21 protein-coding genes and 1 tRNA gene are annotated in these 16,894 nt (G+C 62.3%); 10 read left to right on the top strand and 12 right to left on the bottom strand.

What is annotated here, in order from left to right; all coding sequences use genetic code 11:
- On the bottom strand, positions 1 to 230 hold a 230-nt coding region (locus CJ014_RS15095), incomplete at its 3' end, for a hypothetical protein (protein WP_133121864.1).
- Between the two features lie 302 nt (positions 231 to 532).
- On the opposite strand from CJ014_RS15095, the gene CJ014_RS15090 reads away from it, so the two are divergent.
- The 3 genes from CJ014_RS15090 to CJ014_RS15080 all read left to right on the top strand — a co-directional run bounded on the left by CJ014_RS15090 (position 533) and on the right by CJ014_RS15080 (position 1,853).
- Positions 533 to 904: a hypothetical protein gene (locus CJ014_RS15090; protein WP_100081311.1), complete on the top strand. Its 372-nt coding sequence runs from the start codon at positions 533 to 535 to the stop codon at positions 902 to 904.
- 345 nt (positions 905 to 1,249) lie between these two features.
- Positions 1,250 to 1,432, top strand: a complete 183-nt coding sequence (locus tag CJ014_RS15085) for a type II toxin-antitoxin system HicA family toxin (protein WP_100081310.1) — start codon at positions 1,250 to 1,252, stop codon at positions 1,430 to 1,432.
- Positions 1,433 to 1,442: 10 nt separating this feature from the next.
- On the top strand, positions 1,443 to 1,853 hold the full coding sequence (locus CJ014_RS15080) for a type II toxin-antitoxin system HicB family antitoxin (protein WP_100081309.1): 411 nt from the start codon (positions 1,443 to 1,445) through the stop codon (positions 1,851 to 1,853).
- 567 nt (positions 1,854 to 2,420) lie between these two features.
- Here CJ014_RS15080 and CJ014_RS15075 read toward each other — a convergent pair.
- The 6 genes from CJ014_RS15075 to CJ014_RS15050 form a co-directional block, all read right to left on the bottom strand.
- A tRNA-Gly gene (locus tag CJ014_RS15075) sits at positions 2,421 to 2,494 on the bottom strand.
- Positions 2,495 to 2,531: 37 nt separating this feature from the next.
- Positions 2,532 to 3,581, bottom strand: a complete 1,050-nt coding sequence (locus CJ014_RS15070) for an aminotransferase class V-fold PLP-dependent enzyme (RefSeq protein ID WP_100081308.1) — start codon at positions 3,579 to 3,581, stop codon at positions 2,532 to 2,534.
- 66 nt (positions 3,582 to 3,647) lie between these two features.
- Positions 3,648 to 4,466, bottom strand: coding sequence for an ATP-binding cassette domain-containing protein (locus CJ014_RS15065; protein ID WP_100081307.1), 819 nt, complete (start codon positions 4,464 to 4,466; stop codon positions 3,648 to 3,650).
- Entirely contained in the window at positions 4,463 to 5,245 is a 783-nt protein-coding gene (locus CJ014_RS15060; protein ID WP_100081306.1) for an ABC transporter ATP-binding protein, read from the bottom strand. Before CJ014_RS15060 ends, CJ014_RS15065 begins: the two co-directional genes overlap by 4 nt.
- On the bottom strand, positions 5,242 to 6,069 hold the full coding sequence (locus CJ014_RS15055; RefSeq protein ID WP_100081305.1) for an ABC transporter permease: 828 nt from the start codon (positions 6,067 to 6,069) through the stop codon (positions 5,242 to 5,244). The genes CJ014_RS15060 and CJ014_RS15055 overlap by 4 nt, the downstream gene beginning before the upstream one ends.
- The gene (locus tag CJ014_RS15050; protein ID WP_100081304.1) at positions 6,066 to 7,055 is read right to left on the bottom strand and encodes an ABC transporter permease; all 990 of its coding nucleotides are present in this window, start codon (positions 7,053 to 7,055) and stop codon (positions 6,066 to 6,068) included. The genes CJ014_RS15055 and CJ014_RS15050 overlap by 4 nt, the downstream gene beginning before the upstream one ends.
- 162 nt (positions 7,056 to 7,217) lie before the next feature.
- Here CJ014_RS15050 and CJ014_RS15045 point away from each other — a divergent pair, with 162 nt between their 5' ends.
- Together CJ014_RS15045 and CJ014_RS15040 are read left to right on the top strand one after the other, a co-directional pair.
- Entirely contained in the window at positions 7,218 to 7,646 is a 429-nt protein-coding gene (locus CJ014_RS15045) for a GNAT family N-acetyltransferase (RefSeq protein ID WP_100081303.1), read from the top strand.
- A gap of 1,531 nt (positions 7,647 to 9,177) precedes the next feature.
- Positions 9,178 to 10,077 (top strand): C1 family peptidase, encoded by a 900-nt coding sequence (locus CJ014_RS15040; RefSeq protein ID WP_100081302.1) that lies wholly within the window; start codon positions 9,178 to 9,180, stop codon positions 10,075 to 10,077.
- A 620-nt stretch (positions 10,078 to 10,697) separates the two neighbouring features.
- Here the strand turns inward: CJ014_RS15040 and CJ014_RS15035 are convergent.
- The 5 genes from CJ014_RS15035 to CJ014_RS15015 form a co-directional block, all read right to left on the bottom strand.
- Positions 10,698 to 10,958, bottom strand: a complete 261-nt coding sequence (locus tag CJ014_RS15035) for a hypothetical protein (protein ID WP_100081301.1) — start codon at positions 10,956 to 10,958, stop codon at positions 10,698 to 10,700.
- A 10-nt stretch (positions 10,959 to 10,968) separates the two neighbouring features.
- On the bottom strand, positions 10,969 to 11,418 hold the full coding sequence (locus CJ014_RS15030; protein ID WP_100081300.1) for a hypothetical protein: 450 nt from the start codon (positions 11,416 to 11,418) through the stop codon (positions 10,969 to 10,971).
- Positions 11,419 to 11,421: 3 nt separating this feature from the next.
- The gene (locus CJ014_RS15025) at positions 11,422 to 11,667 is read right to left on the bottom strand and encodes a hypothetical protein (protein ID WP_100081299.1); all 246 of its coding nucleotides are present in this window, start codon (positions 11,665 to 11,667) and stop codon (positions 11,422 to 11,424) included.
- A gap of 108 nt (positions 11,668 to 11,775) precedes the next feature.
- Positions 11,776 to 11,988: a hypothetical protein gene (locus tag CJ014_RS15020; protein ID WP_100081298.1), complete on the bottom strand. Its 213-nt coding sequence runs from the start codon at positions 11,986 to 11,988 to the stop codon at positions 11,776 to 11,778.
- Positions 11,989 to 12,088: 100 nt separating this feature from the next.
- Positions 12,089 to 12,571 (bottom strand): helix-turn-helix domain-containing protein, encoded by a 483-nt coding sequence (locus tag CJ014_RS15015; protein ID WP_245427367.1) that lies wholly within the window; start codon positions 12,569 to 12,571, stop codon positions 12,089 to 12,091.
- A 184-nt stretch (positions 12,572 to 12,755) separates the two neighbouring features.
- On the opposite strand from CJ014_RS15015, the gene CJ014_RS15010 reads away from it, so the two are divergent.
- The 5 genes from CJ014_RS15010 (at position 12,756) to CJ014_RS14990 (ending at position 16,839) form a co-directional block, all read left to right on the top strand.
- Complete coding sequence (locus CJ014_RS15010; RefSeq protein ID WP_100081296.1) at positions 12,756 to 13,028, top strand: helix-turn-helix domain-containing protein; 273 nt, start codon at positions 12,756 to 12,758, stop codon at positions 13,026 to 13,028.
- Positions 13,029 to 13,245: 217 nt separating this feature from the next.
- On the top strand, positions 13,246 to 13,596 hold the full coding sequence (locus tag CJ014_RS15005) for a hypothetical protein (RefSeq protein WP_100081295.1): 351 nt from the start codon (positions 13,246 to 13,248) through the stop codon (positions 13,594 to 13,596).
- The gene (locus CJ014_RS15000; RefSeq protein ID WP_100081294.1) at positions 13,596 to 14,429 is read left to right on the top strand and encodes a ParB N-terminal domain-containing protein; all 834 of its coding nucleotides are present in this window, start codon (positions 13,596 to 13,598) and stop codon (positions 14,427 to 14,429) included. The genes CJ014_RS15005 and CJ014_RS15000 overlap by 1 nt, the downstream gene beginning before the upstream one ends.
- The gene (locus CJ014_RS14995; RefSeq protein WP_100081293.1) at positions 14,426 to 14,881 is read left to right on the top strand and encodes a hypothetical protein; all 456 of its coding nucleotides are present in this window, start codon (positions 14,426 to 14,428) and stop codon (positions 14,879 to 14,881) included. The genes CJ014_RS15000 and CJ014_RS14995 overlap by 4 nt, the downstream gene beginning before the upstream one ends.
- Positions 14,878 to 16,839 carry a transposase domain-containing protein gene (locus tag CJ014_RS14990; protein WP_342588554.1) on the top strand — a complete coding sequence of 654 codons (1,962 nt, stop codon included), beginning with the start codon at positions 14,878 to 14,880 and terminating at the stop codon, positions 16,837 to 16,839. Before CJ014_RS14995 ends, CJ014_RS14990 begins: the two co-directional genes overlap by 4 nt.
- Positions 16,840 to 16,894 lie beyond the last annotated feature (55 nt).

Raw genomic sequence — 16,894 nt, 5'->3', positions numbered from 1 at the left:
GGGAAAGAGGGGGGACGGGGGGTGTCGGGCGACTGACCCGCGACCGTCGCGTGACCGTCACGCTTCCTGTCGCGCTCCCTTTCACGCTCCCGGCGCTTGCGCTCGGTCGCCTTGGCGCGACGCTCAGCCTCGATGGCATCTCGTTCCTCGATCGCCCGAACAGCGATGATGATCGCATCGATCGGGGCGCCGGTGTCCGCCAGTTCCTGGATGAGACCGGCGATGCTCATCGATCGCCCTCACTTGACGGTATCCGCACGTCCGCCTCCCGCACCGATAGGAATTTGCCCAACATTGCAAGGGCGTAGATGCACTTGCGGTGTGGTTCCTTCTTACGGGAAGAGGGTTGGCGTGCTGAAGCGAGGCGGTGCATCGATGCCTCAGGGTGCAGCAGACGCCGCGGTCAAGACTAAGCCCAAGTGCCACTACCCACGGCACCCCACCAGCCATACAACAGCCAGTGCGCGAAGCGTCATCTCGCTCCAGCGCTCAGGCCGCAACTGGAACTTGGGGTTCAACCGTGCCAACAGCTATGAAATTTGTCGCACTTCTTGCCGCTTTCGCGACCATGAGCGTCGCGCCAGCGACGGCCGCGCGCCTCAAATGCAGTGACAGAGCGGTCGTCGACCATATCAACGAGAGCCTCAACACGACTGCTACCTGGGAAGAAGATGGCGAGGCTGGCAACTCGAAGGGACCGCTCCGAATAGTGGGCACGCCCAAAACTGAATCCACCAAGAAGAACCAACTGGTCTGCGGCATCCGCATTCAGCACATTTTCCCGATCAGCAGCTTCCCGACCAGCGGCACGACCGAGATCCTGCGAGCTCGCCTCTGGGTAAACTTGCAACGCGACGGAACCATCGGGGACGCGCGCTTGATATTCCTTGAAAGCTCAAAGTAACCCAGCGCCAGCAGCCCACCTCGGCTGCATCGTCCTCCACCGCCTGCCCCGCCTCCACCGCCCGAACGGCGATGGTGATCGCATCGATCGAGGCGCCCGGAGCGACCATTTTTCGGTAAGGCGAGCGGCGCTCATCGATCGCGCTCACTTGGCCGTACCTGCATGCCGCCTCCGCGGTATGAAGGGAATTTTCCCAATATCGCAAGGGCGTAGGCGGGCTTGTGGCGTGGTTCATTCATACGGGATGAGGGTTAGCGTGGTGAAGCACAGAGGAGGAGACGAGGCGCCTCCACTTGAGAAGCGGGGCAGCAAGGCGTATTTATATGCGTATTGGGAGTGCGCTCGGTGGAAACCAATAGCAGGGGCATCATCAAGCGTCTTGAGAAGGACGGCTTCGAACTGGTGAAGGTCACCGGCTCCCATCACAAGTTCAGAAAAGGCGACAAGGTGGTCACCGTTCCTCACCCGAAGAAGGACCTACCCCTCGGCACGGTCCGAAACATCTACAAGCAAGCCGGATGGCTGTAGGAGGCCCCTCATGCGCTACTACATCGGTGTTGTGCATAAGGACGCGGACAGCGCCTTCGGCATTCACTTTCCCGACGTTCCCGGCTGCTTCTCGGCAGCCGATGAGATGGACGACCTGCTGAGCAATGCCAGCGAAGCGCTGTCGCTGCATCTTGAAGGAGAACCCCTGCCAGAGGCCCGTCCGCTGGAGGCTGTTCGCGAGGACGAAGAGGTCAAGAAGGATCTGGCAGCAGGCGCCTTTCTACTGGCCGTTCCGCTGATCAGCCTGACCGGACGGACGACAAAGGCGAACATCACCATGGACGCCGGCCTTCTAGCTGCCATCGATCAGATCGCCAAGGCGCGTGGACTGACTCGATCGGCCTTCCTTGCCGATCTGGCACGCCGCGAAATCGAAGGAAAGCAGGCCTCGGCTGCGTGAGGGTGGCGTGGTCGTCAAGCGTGCCTGGAGCCCGATATGAGCCGCTTGCCCCATCCTGCCCGAGGTCCTGGCCTTCGCCAGGATGACAGGAGATTGATATATGGAACAATCGGTTAGGTCGGCACCCGGTCCCATCTTGTTGTCATTCTCGCGAAGGCGAGAACCTCAGGCAGGATAAAACTCAACGCGGATATAAGGCTCCAGCAACGTGAGAGAGCCCGATAAATCCCTCATCACCTTCTCGTCCTGAGGTCCTGGCCTTCGCCAGGATGACAGGAGATTGATATATGGAACAATCGGTTAGGTCGGCACCTGGTCCCATCTTGTTGTCATTCTCGCGAAGGCGAGAACCTCAGGCAGGATAAAACTCAACGCAGATATAAGGCTCCAGCAACGTGAGAGAGCCCGATAAATCCCTCATCACCTTCTCGTCCTGAGGTCCTGGCCCGCGCCAGGATGACAATCTTTGAGACTGGATGCACTCGGCCGCGACGGGATTATAGGGCATTCTCACACCCGGGGCGGTTGGCTCGGGTGTCAATGCGCTACTTAAATTTTAGAGATTCTTGGAGCGGGTACCGGGAATCGAACCCGGGTATTCAGCTTGGAAGGCTGCTGCTCTACCATTGAGCTACACCCGCTTCGAGGCGCGATGTTTAGGGAGGCGCGGGCGGCTTGTCAACGGCGGAGCGCGGTGGCGAGGGCGGAGATCATTGTGTGCACCACCTGGGGATCGGCGCGGCGGCCGGTGTGGTTGAGGCGGATGAGCCGGTCGGCCCCTGCCCCGACGCCGAGGGAGAATTCCGCGTCGATTGCCTTGAGGCGTTCGAGGAGAAACGCCGCGTCGACGTCGGCCGGCGCCGCGAAGGCGGTGACGAGGTGGGAAGCCTCCGCCGGCCCCGCCCACGGCGTCAGGCCGAGCGCCTGGAGACCGTCGCGCGCCGCGGCGGCGGCTTCGGCATGGCGGTCGATGATGCGGTCGATTCCTTCCGCCTCGACGCGGTCGAGCGCGGCGGCGAGCGCCCAGAGTTCGAGCGGCGACGGCGTGCCGGGCAGCGCGCCCCGTCCGGCATCGAGCCAGAGGCGCTTCTGATCGACGAGCGACAGCGTCGAGGTCGCGGGGGCGTCCGGCCGGTCGATCTCGGCCCAGGCGCGGCTGTCGACGGCGACGGCGGAGATGCCGGCCGGCCCGGCCAGCGCCTTCTGCGGCCCGGCGACGACGACATCGGCGCCCAGCGCGTCGGCGGCGAAGGGATGGCCGCCCAGCGAGGCGACGGCGTCGACGACGGTGAGGACGCCGCGCTCGCGGGCAAGGCTGAGGATGGTCTCCAGCGGGTTGCGGATGCCGCTCGCCGATTCCGCGTGCACCACCGCCAGCAGTTGCGCGTCGGGATGGGCGTCGAGCGTCGCCGCCACCGCCCGCGCGCTGACCGGCCGGGCCGCCTCGGCACGGATTTCGACGACGCTGGCGCCGGCCCGCCGCAGCCAGCGGCCGAACCAGACGCCGTAGGGGCTGGTGACGATGTTGATGGCCTTGACGCCCGGCCGCCCGAGGCTCGCCGCCACCGCCTCGAGCGCCACCACCGCCTCCGCCTGCACGAGCAGCACGTCGCCCGACGCGCCGATCAGCCGGGCCAGGCGGTCGGCGAGACCGGCGACGCGATCGGCCGGGAACGGCGGCGGGTCGAGAAGGCGGGCGGGCTCGAAATCGCTGTCGAAATCGCTCATGCTGGCGGCTTCCCCTTTGAGCGCCATTCGATCCGATTGAATCGGATCGGCGCTCCAAGTGTTTGTTCAATAAGCATCATCTTGCCGATCCTCGCTTCGCTCCGGTCGGATGATGCCAGTGAGGCGCGGCACGGCGCCGATCAGGTCGATGAGAACGTCGGAGGACGGCGCGGCGATGACGCCGGCGGCCGGTCCTTCCTCGACGATGCGGCCGGCGGCCATCACCGCGATACGGTGCGAGACGGCGCGCACCACGGCGAGGTCGTGCGAAATGAAGAGATAGCCGACGCCGGTTTCCCGCTGCAGGCCGACCAGCAGCTCCAGTATACGGCCGCGCACCGAAACGTCGAGCGCCGAAACCGCCTCGTCGAGGATGACGAGGCGCGGCCGGACGGCGATGGCGCGGGCGATGGCCACCCGCTGGCGCTGGCCGCCGGAGATGTCGCGGATCGACCGCCCGGTCAGGCCCGACGGCAGGCCGACGCGGTCGATCAGGCGGGCGGCCTCGGCGGCACGCCCGGCCTTCGGGACCATGGCGTGAATGCGCAGCGCGTCGGCGATGACGCCGCCGACCGTGGCGCGCGGGTTGAAGGCGGCGAGCGGATCCTGGAACACCATCTGCATGTGGCGGCGGGCGGCGCGCAGGCGGCCGCCGCCGAGCGCCAGCCAGTCGTCGCCCATGAAGGCGATGGAGCCGCCTTCCGGCGCGACGAGACGGGTAAGCACGCGCGCCAGCGTCGACTTGCCGCAGCCGGAGCCACCGACGAGGCCCAGCGTCTCGCCGGGCGCGATGGCGAGCGACACGCCGTCGAGCGCGGCGACGCGGCGGCCGCCGCTTGCGAAGCCGCGGCGAAGGTCGCGGGCGACCAGCAGCGGTTCGGTCATGACGCCTCCCCGACGAGCGGCGGCGTCGCCAGATCGATATGGGCGGCGATCAGCGCCGCCGTCTCGGCGGCCTTCGGGGCGGCGACCACCCGGTCGGCCGGTCCCAGTTCGACGAGGCGGCCGGCGGCCATCACGGCGACGCGGTCGGCGATGCCGGAGGCCAGCGCCAGATCGTGGGTGACGAACACCAGCGTCATGCCGTCGGCGCGCACCAGTTCGACGAGCAGCCCGACGATCGCCGCCTGCACCACCACGTCCAGCGCCGAGGTGACCTCGTCGGCGATCAGGAGCCGCGGCCGGGCGGCGATGGCGGCGGCGATCGCCACCCGCTGCCGCTGGCCGCCGGAAAGCTGGTGCGGATAGGCGCCGGCGATGCGCTCCGGCTCCGGCAGGCGAACGCGGGCGAGCAGGCGCACCGCTTCCGCGCCGGCGGCGCGGCGGCCGAGGCCGAGATGGCGGCGCGCGCCCTCGCCCACCTGCTCGCCGATCGTCAGCACCGGGTTGAGGCTGGAGCCGGGGTCCTGGAACACGTAGCCGATGTCGCGGCCGGCGCGCGGGCCGCCGTCGAGGCCCGGCCAGCGGCGGTCGCCGGCAACCTTGGTCCGTTCCGGCAGCAGGCCGGCCAGCGCGCGGGCCAGCGTCGACTTGCCCGAGCCGCTTTCGCCGATGATCGCCAGGATTTCGCCGGCCTCGATATCGAGCGACAGGCCGGACAGCGCCGGCGCCGGGGCGCCGCGGTAGGTGACGGCGAGATCGGCGATGCGGGCGAGCGCCGTCATGACCGCCCTCCCCGCCCCAGCGCCTCGCCGGCCGCCTCGCTGACCAGGTAGACGCCGAGCACCGCGGCGACGAGGCCGACGCCGGGGATCACCGACAGGAAGGGCGCGGCGCGCAGCACGTTGCGCCCCTCGGCGATCATCGAGCCCCAGGTGACGACGTTGGGGTCGCCGAGGCCGAGGAAGGACAGCGCCGCCTCGGTGAGGATGGCCGCCGCGACGATCACCGCCGCCAGCGCCAGCACCGGCGGCAGGGCGTTGGGCAGGATTTCCTTGAAGGCGATCTCCAGCGGATGCATGCCGATGACGCGGGCGGCGGCGACGTAGTCGCGCTCGCGGATGGACAGCACCTCGGCCCGGACGAGGCGGGCCGGCTGCGCCCACGAGGAAAGGGCGATGGCGACGATGACGGTGGCAAGCGAGCCGCCGGCCACCGACACGAAGGCCAGCGCCAGCAGGAATCCCGGCACGATCTGGAAGGCGTCGACGACGCGCATCAATGCCTCGTCGACCAGCCGGCCGGCAAAGCCGGCGATGGTGCCGACCACCGATCCGATCAGCACCGAGGCGGCCGCCGCCGCGAGGCCGACGATCAGCGAGGTGCGGGCGCCGTGGAGAAGGCCGGCCAGCACGTCGCGGCCGAGCCGGTCGGTGCCGAACGGCAGCGCCGGGTCGGCGAACGGCGGCAGCAGCGCCGGACCGGCGATGCGCAGGGGATCGCCGGGGGAAATCCAGGGTGCGAGCAGCGCCGCGGCGGCGATCAGCGCCAGCAGGGCGACGCCGGCCGCGCCGGTGGGACTGGAAAGCAGGCGGCGCGGGAAGCTCATGCCGAGGCCTCCGAGGCGCCGATGCGCGGGTCGAGCACGGCGTAGACGAGATCGACGGCGAGGTTGACCAGGATGACCAGCACGGCCGACGTCAGGATGATGCCGATCAAGAGCGGCGCGTCGCGGCCGGCCACCGCCTCCTGGGCCAGCCGCCCGAAGCCGGGAATGGCGAACACGCTCTCGATCACCACCGAGCCGCCCAGCATGCCGGCCGACTGCAGGCCGAGCACGGTGACCAGCGGCAGCAGCGCCGCCCGCACCACGTGCCGCCAGACGATGCGGCGGCGCGCGAGCCCCTTGGCGCGCGCCGCCAGCACGAAGTCCTGCCGCCAGATTTCGGCCATGGCGGTGCGCATCACCCGGAGAAACAACGCGAGGTAGATGAAGCCGAGCGCGGCGACCGGCAGCGCCAGATGGCGGGCGATGTCGAGGGCGCGAGCGAGGCCGTGCTTGCCGGAGGCGATGGTCTCGATGCCGGCGATCGGCAACCACCTGAGCGATACCGAGAACACCAGCACCAGCACGAGCCCCAGCCAGAAGCCGGGAATGGCGTAGAGCGTCAGCGCGCCGATGGACAGCGCCCGGTCGCGGAAGGAGCCCGGCCGGCTGCCGGCGACGACGCCGAGCAGCGAGCCGAGGCCGAAGGACAGTGCGGTGGCCGAGCTCATCAGCATGAGCGTGGTGGGCAGGCGCTCGAGGATGAGGTCCTTGACCGGCCGCTCGAAGGCGATCGACCAGCCGAGGTCGAGCCGGCCGAGGGCGGCGACATAGAGCAACAGACGGGAAAGGAGCGACTGGTCGAGGCCGTACTGGGCGCGCAGGCCGGCGGCCAGCGCCGCGTCGCCGCCGCCGGCCGACAGGAGATAGGCGTCGACGGCATCGCCGGGCGCCGCCTCCAGCAGCAGGAAGGTGGCGACCACGACGATCAGCAGCACGGGAACGGCGCTGACCGCCCGCCGCCTGACGAGGATCAGGGCGCGATGCACGCTACGACACTCCCGGCTACTTTCTGGCCATCCTTGAAAGGCCTCCAGCCGTTTGAAAGCAAGGGAAAATATTCCGCCAAAGCCCGAAAGTTGGCGCATCCCGTTGCGTCACTCTCCGAAAACGGACATCGTCCGCTTCGTTTGTTGGAGAGCAAGCCCGAAATGACGGATGAGTACACGGTCAGCATCGAGGTGCCGGCGGTCGAAGATTATTGCCGCCTTCGCCGTATCTCGGGCCTGACACCCCACAGCGAGACGGCAGCCAAGGTGGGCTTGCCGAACACCGTCGTCGGGGTCGTGGTGAGGCGTGGCGACCATGTCGTCGGCATGGGGCGGGCCGTGGGCGATGGACTTTGCTACCAGATCGTCGATATCGCCGTGGATCCCGATCATCAGGGCAAAGGCCTCGGCAAGGCGATCGTGTTCAGCCTGATGCGGGAGTTACGAAAGCTTGCGCCCGCGGAAGCCTATGTCAGCCTGATCGCCGATGGCGACGCCAGACATCTCTACGCCCAATATGGATTCAGCCCCACGGCGCCCGCATCCATAGGAATGGCGCAGTGGATAGGGATGGCGCCCCGATCTCTTTAATGACTGAGAGGGAAATGCTGCCAGTACCGCCATTCGATGCGCGAGGGCTCTTACCTTCGCTTGTCGGAGGGAATACGACGACACGATCGTTCTCCATACACCGCAACAACGGCCGAAATAGCAACAGCTTGGTACACCAACCCGCCGACCCCAATTTTTTGCGGAACTCGATCGCATATAGGGAACTGTTTGCACATGATGGCTATCAGAACGGCGTCAATTCATTGACGAAAACGTCGTCGAGTATGTCGAAGGCTCTGTAAACCAGCCTCCAAGCGACAGCAATATTTCCAACATATTGAATGCACCGCAATAGCAATTTGCCGACTGGTCAGCATAGCTGGAAAGCGGATTGAATCTGTAACGTATAAGGGGTACCCAAGAATACTTGAAAACTGATCAGACATTGTCCCGGACGTTAACATTGACAAACCACCAGCACTTTATATTATATTGGTCGTGGTTTAATTTAGCTAGCGTATATCAACGCCGGGAATTTTCCTGACAGTAATTTAAGAAATATTGGATCCAAAATGCGCAACTCAATCATACTAGCAATTGTTATATATATTACGATGGTAAATATATGCCTTTCGAGCGAGAATAATTATCAAACCTATCCAATGTCGTTCGAAGAAACAAGGCACATTGCAATCGACGCACTGAAGCCACTTTCGGCAAAAATCGGTAGATTTCAAGTTGTACCTTTTGACATCCCTCCTAGGGATCCGCGTGTTGATCACAGTAATGAAAAAATACTTATTAAAATCGGATATTCTAGGTTGTCTCCTGTATCCGGTGTATATAGCAATTGTACAGCCAATTCAGATGTTCGAACTATATTTTGCGACGCGAGATTTATTGATGATCTAATCGATGAATTTCATCTGAATTTAGGCGCCAACAGTCTAAAATTATACAGGACCCTAATATTAAGGCTGATACTTGCACACGAACTAGGACACATCATACTCAAACATGGAGTCGCAGCATACCATGGAGATGACAGGGGATTTTCCGTATTTCGCTATGTAAAATACAAAAAGGAATTGGATGCGGATAAATTTGCCGTAAATTTGATAGATACATCAACATTAGATTTCAATGCACAGTATGGTGTTATTTCTGATATTTTGCATTCGGTCGTCTCAAAAAAAATATGCCCGGACACATTTCCAGACTGGTGCCCTTGTTCGGGTTATACGGACCCGACTCTATGCAGCAAAATTCCGATAGGCCCTGGATTACCTGTTTACAGCGGAGAGAATTTTCGCATCGAGCTAAATGGTACACATCCGGACTTCTTGGTTCGTTTTTCTCTATTCTTGATTCTATCAAAATCGAGGGTCGCCAAAGCGATGTACGCAAACGACGCTCAGTTTATAATCGACAACACGTATATAAATTCTGGTATCTATTTGGAATCACTTTCGATTCTGGATTCTTTAAAATAGAGGTATTTTCTATTGTTAAAATTATAACGATATGCTAATTATTTTATAAGCGACGATTGGATTTTGGAGCAGTTATTATGGATCTCAATCGCAGAGCTGCAATAATTCTTGGTGGTTTATCAATCGCAGAGTTATTTACAAAACAGAGCGGAGCAGAGGAAAGCTCGGATACTCGGCAAAACTTTGGATTTGGATGGATAAGAGATCTGCCAGATCCTCAAGATAGCTTACTTCAGGCCCCTTCTTTTGGCGAACCAACAAAGCGGCCGAAGCTAATTGATCTTTCCCCTAAGTTTCCAAAACCATATGACCAAATGCGACTTGGAAGCTGTACTGCTAATGCTATCGCGGCGGCAGTACAGTATGCTCGAAGAGTTCATGACAAGCCTGTCGATTTCACGCCGTCACGTCTTTTCATATATTATGAGGCCAGAAAGATAATCGGAAACATCTACGTCGACAGTGGTTCACGAATAAGAGACGGAATTAAATCCGTGGCATCAATCGGTGTGCCGCCGGAAGACGTGTGGCCTTATGATGGGATTCCAGGAGATCCAACGACACATGTTTTCCCAACGGGGGCTCGCTCTACCCTTGAGCCGCCAAAGGCAGTTCTAGATGCCGCTCAAAAGTATAAGGCGATTTCTTATGCGCCGTTGAAGCAAGATTTAGTGACTTTAGAAAGCTGCTTGGCGTCCGGCTACCCATTTATCTTTGGGTTTTCTGTTTTTAGTAATTTTCACCATGATACAAAGCTTCTAAAGACGCCGACCTCGGATGACAAAGCGACAAACTCTGGTCACGCAGTTTTAGCTGTAGGATATAATCAAGAAAAACGTACTTTTAGAATTCGAAATTCCTGGGGCGCGAGCTCAAATAAAAATGGATATTTTGATATGGATTATGATTACGTACTAAGTTCAGGATTTTCTAGTGATTTTTGGGTCTTGTATCAAACCCTTGGATTTATCGACTGAACTAAACTACGTAAAAATACTTATCCGGAGACTCCATAATGACATTTGGCCATTTGGAGACTGGCCGAGGTATTGGCGACTAACTCGGAAGCGGCACCCTTTTCAAGAATTTCGAAATATGGCGAAAAGGGAATCGGTCCTCCAACCTTCGGTTTGCAGTTTGAAGATGCCAGTTGGAATGTTCCCTGACACAAGTATCTGCACAAGCGGGATTAGCCGGGAAAAGCCGGGATTGCGCGGGAACAGACCAATAAATACCGGCACTTAGCGGAGATTGGCGGACGGGCGTCGCCCGGCGGGTCTGTCTGCACGGATTGGCGAAATTATAGCCGATCGGCCGGGAATGGCGCAAGGAGGGCGGCGGCTTCGAGCGGCCTTTGAAAATGGCCCCAAGTGGCTTTGAAGCGCCTTCAAACCATTGATTGAAAAAGGGGCGGCGTGGATATGGCGCCGGTGCGGCCGGCCCGGTCAGCGCGGGCGAGCGGCCCAAAAAGCTAATTGAAGGTCCACCGTTTTGGCGAACCTCGGCCGGAACCCCGAAAAATGGCGGGAATACAACGAAAAATTCGGCTGGAGGGCCTTTCCAAGGTCCGCCAGCCCGACGTCATTTGGCGGACCTTTTAGGAGCCCCGCCGCGATCCACGGACGACGACGCTATCCAGTGGATCAGGCGGCATGGCACCCGCCAGCATCATCTCGACGGCGACACTGACCGGTCCGGAGATCCTGGTCTTGCCGGTGATGTAGTCCTCTATCGACCGGCCGGGATCGCGGCCACTGAGCCGCAACGCCCGGCCGAGTTCGGAATTGCGGAGCGGCCGGCCGACGGCCCACATCTCGCCGAGGGTCGCTTTGGCCGCGTGCAGATCATCACCGGTCATGAGTTTCCCCTCAGTCCAAGAGCGCCCAGGCGACAATGCGCTCAAGGTCGCCGACCTCACGGAGCACGTCCGCGAACATTTCCGGGTTGTCCATGGGCGCCCCCGATGCCAAGGCGGCGGCGAGCCACGGCGTTTGCTGTGGCGCGTGCAGACGCGTGCCGGGCAGGCTGCCGGTTTTGCTGGCGAGCAGCCAAACCCCGTCGCTGTCGCCGGCGTTGTCGCAGAGGAAACATCGGACGATGTGGTGTCCCTCATGGAGCAGATCATAGACCCACAGGCGATCGACACCGGTAGGGCGGAGGGTTACCGCCCAGCCGGCGCCAACGTCCGAGCCCTTTGCGAGGCACGCGCGGACGTGGTCGAGCGTCTGATCCCGCACTTCATCCCGCCGGCTCATCCGTGATGAGCCGGTGAGAATGGTGATGTGCTCAAGGGTCGGCTGATTGTCGGGGCCGGTCATTTCCTACCTCACGTCCCGCGCCGCATCGGCGGCGAGGCGCGTCCATTGGGCGAGCAGGTCGACGTGTGCCTGGCGATCATAGGACAGATCCATGCTCTCGGCGTCCTCGAAGATGCCGATGAAAGGGTTGCCGAGGGAGGCATGCTTCGGCATCGGGCCGGTATTGCCGGCGTCGATCCACGCCACGATGCGGGCCTCTTCGGAGGCCAATTCGAGGTAGCGGGCGATAGCCTGGATATTGGTTGTCATCGGATTGTCTCCCGAGTGAGTGGGGCGCTGCCCCGTGGTTGATGCCAAATAGATACACATATTATGTGTAACAATCAATAGGCGACACGCAAAAAAACGATCTGTAGCTCACAGCCACCCGAGCGAGTGGCCGACGATCACGGCCAGGATGAAAAAGCCCAGCGCCACTATGAACAGTTTGACCAGAAACTTGTTGGTGGCGTCGACGTAACCCCAAAAAACGGCGGATCGCGCCTCGCCGAAGATCCAGCCGGAAGAGATGCGGAGCGCGGTGAGGACGATTACCAGTCCGAAAAACGACACCACTGCCACCAAGAGCATTCTTCACTCTCCTTTTACGCTAGAAAGACGCTCATAGATTGTACGAATGTTTCGATTGCGCAATCAGACATAACTTCGAAAAACAGCGATACAACTAACATTAAGCCGAGCGTTTGCCAGTGCCGGGCTCGGCACGGGCTGAAGAAAGCCGGGCTTTGAAGCGCGATTCGAGGACCCCGAGCATGGCGTCAACGACGTCGGCCGGCGTCTCGGCTGGATTGGCACAGAGCATCAGGAACTCATTGTAGAGATCCGCGACGGTCTCGAACTCGGCACCCTTGGGGAGCTTGACGCCGGCGCCGGCGTGAACGCGGCCGACCATCTCGCCTAAACGGCGGAGAATGCCAGCATCGAGCGACTGTCGCCTTCCGGCTGGCGATGGCGGCGCGCCTTCTTCCAGAAGCAGCCAGTCAAGATCGACTCCGAGCTTTTCGCGATAGAGCGCGATCGCCTTGGCGTCGGGAATCGTCTCGCCACGCTCCCAGCCAGCCAAAGTACTCGCGGCAACCCCGAGGATGCCGGCGAAAACCTCCCGCTCTGGGTCTCCTTGACGCCGTCGGATTTCCCTAAGCCGCGCGGCCAATGGAGTTTTCGGCTCCTTCTCGGGCCTCGCCAATATCCCACCAATTATAGCGACTTGTCGCTTTACAAAAACGACTTGTCGCTATATCCCTATCTTTAGCAGCCAGCGTTTGCCGGCTGCGATTGCTCACAACGGTTCGACAAAAGGCGGATGTTGACGCATCCGCCTCCTTCGAGAGGTCCCCATGGGTAAACGACAGTGGGATCAGCACGAAATCCTTGCCGCGCTACGCCGGAAGGGCATGACGCTGACCGGACTTGCCCAGATGAATGGCAAGGCGCCGGGCGGATTTCGCACGATCTGGAAACGCGAGAACGCCGATAACGAGCGGATCATCGCCAATTTTCTTGGTGTGCCCGTCGAAGAGTTGTTCCCGGATCGCTACCCCAAAAAGACCTCCACGATTTTGTCGCACGAGTACCTTTCCGAGTCCACAGCCGGCCGAAAGGTCGCCTGATGGGGAGAGGCGTGGCGCGGCCTGGACGCTGTCCTAGCCTTTGTCATCCGGAGCCAGCCGATCGGCTAGTCGGCAGGGCGGCAAGAGCCCCAAAGAGGACCATCCGCCCCGGCTGTCCAGGCCATCCGGACCGCGCCACGCCCCGAATATCCGCCCCTCGCCGCTCGTCGTCATCGTCGAAAGCGCAGGGGAGATTAGACGCCGATCAGGGGCTAAAATGGTGAACGTTCACAGTCAGAAAGACATGTATCAGGCGAACCTCAACGCCTGTTACCTCGCGGCCAGCGAGGGTTTCCCCCACCTCTCCATCGCCGAGATCATTGAGCCTCCGCACGGCATGATGGATGCCTTCCTCGTCCGGCAGATCGTCATGCATATGATGGTGACGCAGTTCTGCTGGCCGAAAAAGCGGCTCTGGATCGAGGAGCAGCGAAACCGGCACGCGCTCTATCACGGCCTGAAGGTCATCGACGAGCGCCTCACGTCGACGAAGTTCGAAGCCCACTACCAGACGATCGCATATCGCGCCTTGGAGCTTCTCGCTGCCCACATTCGCGAGGCAGCGTGATGGCCGAGGTCAAGTCGATACCGATCTCGCAGATCCACGTGCCGCCGCGCCTGCGCGAGGTCGAAGAAGACCATGCAAGGGCAATCGCCCTCAGCCTGGAGGCGCACGGGCTGATCAATCCGATCACCCTCCGCTACGCACCGGCCAAGAATAAGGGCACGACGCCCTACATCCTTGTAGCGGGCGCACACCGGCTGGCCGGCGCCACGATCCTTGGGTGGACCGAGATCGAGGCGGCAATCATCGAAGCCGACCAGAGCGAGGCTCAGCTCGTCGAAATCTGCGAAAACCTGTTCCGTAACGAATTGTCGGCCCTCGACCGGGCGATTTTCGTCGCTTCGTATCGGGATGTCTGGGAGCAGGCCCACGGCAAGATCAGGGCAGGTCGGCCGGAGAAATCGGGCCAAGTTGGCCCAATTTCTGATAGCCCGCTCGACCTGATCAGCAAGGAGGCCGGTTCCGGCTTTTCCGAGCATATCGCCGAGCGGATGGGCGTGTCCGTCCGCAACATCAAGCGCCTCGGCCAGATCGCCAAAAGCCTTTCGCCCGCCGTGCGCGCCGCCGTGCGCGGCACGGCTGCCGCCGACAACCAATCTCTCTTGCTCTCCGTCGCGAAACGACCTCCGGCCGAACAGCAGGCGATCGTGTCGACCATGCAGGCGGCGCAGCTCGACCTGCCGACCGTGCTCCGTCAGATCAAGCCGGCGCCGGCCAAGGTGGACCCGCAGGAGGCCATCTTCGCGACCCTCTCAGCCGCTTGGAAAAAGGCGGACGAAGCGACGCGGGCTCGGTTCATCGACCACATCCAGCAGAAGAAGGCGGCGGCGAAATGAACTCTCCGCATCAGCTCGACATGTTCCTGGAGCCGCTGTTCCCGGTGCGAACACCGACGACGCGGCTCGATCTCGACCGGTTCCGCGCCCGCCTCAAGCGGGAGATGAGCCGGGCGATCCGTGAGTGTCACCACAATCGGCCGACCATCGCGGCGCGGATGGCGCAATATCTCGGTCTCGCCGGCATCAGCAAGGCAATGCTCGACGCCTACACGGCCGAGAGCAAGACGTCGCACGATATAAGCCTGATCCGCTTCAAGGCCTTCGTGCATGCGACCGGCGCGACGTGGCTCTGGGACGTTGTGGTGGCCGACCACGGCGCCACGCTGCTGCTCGGAGACGAGGCCCGGCTCGCCGAGGTCGCCCGCCTGCAACAGGAACAGGATCGTATCCGCGCGGAGCTGAAGACACTCCGGTCGGTGCCCGTCGACATCAAGCGGGGGCGGCCATGAAAGAGTGGTGGATGCTCTCCGATCTCGCCGGGATGCATCTGCCCGGCCTGCCGCCCTCGGAGCGGCAGTTGCAGCGTACCGCCCTCGAAATCTGGAAGCCGACGGCCGCATTGGTCCGCCGGGCGACCGGCCGAGAAGGCGGCGGCGGCTACGAATACCACATCAGCCTGCTGCCGCAGGAGGCCCAGAACAGGCTGCGCTTCGTGGCTGACCTCGCCGCGCTGCAGGACAAGAGCGACGACGAGCGGTCGGCCCTCTGGCAGCGCTTCGAGGGCTTGCCGGAGGATCACAAGGCCATCGCCCGGCAGCGCCACGAGGCGGTCCGATTGGTCGATGAGGTTCGGCGATCGGGGGCCAGCAACACGGAGGCCATACAGCTGGCCGTGGTGCGCTTCGGCGTCTCGCGCCGATCGATCTACAACTGGCTGGAGATGATCGCCGGTGTGGAGCGGTCCGACTGGCTGCCGGCCCTAGCCCCCAACTACGAGGGCAACCGGGGCGAGGCGCGGACCGCCGCCGACTGCCATCCAGACGCCTGGGAGGCGTTGAAATCGGACTATCTCCGGCCGGAAAAGCCGAAGTTTACGCGCTGCTACCGCCGTGTCTGCGATGCCGCAAAGATGTACGGCTGGGCGCCGATCCCCTCGGAGCGGACACTCCGGCGGAAGCTGGACGCTGAGGTGACCAAGGGCGCCCAGTTGGTGGCGCGCGAGGGTATGGACGCCGCCAAGACCCTGTTTCCGGCACAACGGCGTAGCCGGGCGCATTTCCACGCCATGCAGGCTGTCAATATGGACGGCCACAAGATCGACCTGCTCTGCTCGGTGTCGTGGTCGAAAAAGCCGGTCCGCATGCTGCTGATCGGCATCCAGGATCTCTATTCGAACAAAATAGTCGGATGGCGGCTCGCCGAAGCGGAAACGTGGGAGGCGGTGCGCCTTGTGATAGGCGACATGGTCGAGGCCTACGGCATTCCGGACGTGATCTACCTCGACAACGGCCGTGCCTTTGCCTCGAAGTGGATCACCGGCGACAACGTCAAGCGCTTCCGTTTCAAGGTCAAACCCGAAGATCCTCGCGGCCTGCTCGCCACTCTAGGCATCGAGCAGCATTTCACTCTGCCCTACTCCGGCCAGTCGAAACCGATCGAGCGCGCCTGGGGCGACCTCGCCGAGGAAATCGCCAAGCATCCCTCGATGGCCGGGGCCTACACCGGCAACAATCCAACGAACAAACCGGCCAACTACGGCTCGCGCACGGTGACGCTGGAGGAGTTGCGCGCCCACGTCGCCCGCTGCATCGCCGAGTACAATGCCCGCCTCGGCCGCGAGACCGAGACGGCCGCCGGGCGCTCCTTCAACGAGACCTTTGAAGCGAGCATGGCCGATCCGGCGACGATCGTCCGACGGCCGACGGCCGCGCAGCGCTCGCTCTGGCTGCTCGCATCGGAGGCGATCACGACGCGCGGCAACAGCGGCGAAATCCACTTCCAGGGTAACCGCTACTGGGCGCCCGTGCTCACGCGAGTGGCCGGCCAGAAGGTGGTCATCCGCTTCGACCCCGACCATCTCGCCCGGCCGGTGAAGGTCTACGACCTGAAAAACAGGCTGATCTGCGAAGCGCCTTGCATCCAGGCCGTCGGCTTCGATGACATGGATGCGGCCCGGCAGCACATGCGCCTCCGGCGCGAGTTCCTCAAGGCCACGAAGGCATTGGCCGACGCGCACCGCGCCCTGACGCCGGCCGAACTGGGCGAGATCTACGACCGGGGCCAAAAGGCCGCGGAGCAGCCGGAACCGGTGCGGCCGGCGGTGACCCGCCTTGCCGTCGGTGGCCCGCCGACGGTGCCAGTCGACCCCATGTCCGAGAGTGAATTCGAGTCCAGTTTCTCACGCGCCCTCGCCCGTGTTTCCGGCGAGGCCGTGATCCCGTTCCCGCAAGGGAAAAAGGCCGAATAACGGCCCGGCGAGCCGAAATGTACCGAGTACGGCTCCCGAAAAGAAAAGGGCGGGG

It is taken from the genome of Pleomorphomonas carboxyditropha (assembly GCF_002770725.1).
In the GTDB taxonomy this organism is placed as follows: Bacteria; Pseudomonadota; Alphaproteobacteria; order Rhizobiales; family Pleomorphomonadaceae; genus Pleomorphomonas; species Pleomorphomonas carboxyditropha.
This window is presented reverse-complemented; position numbering and strand designations above follow the sequence as displayed.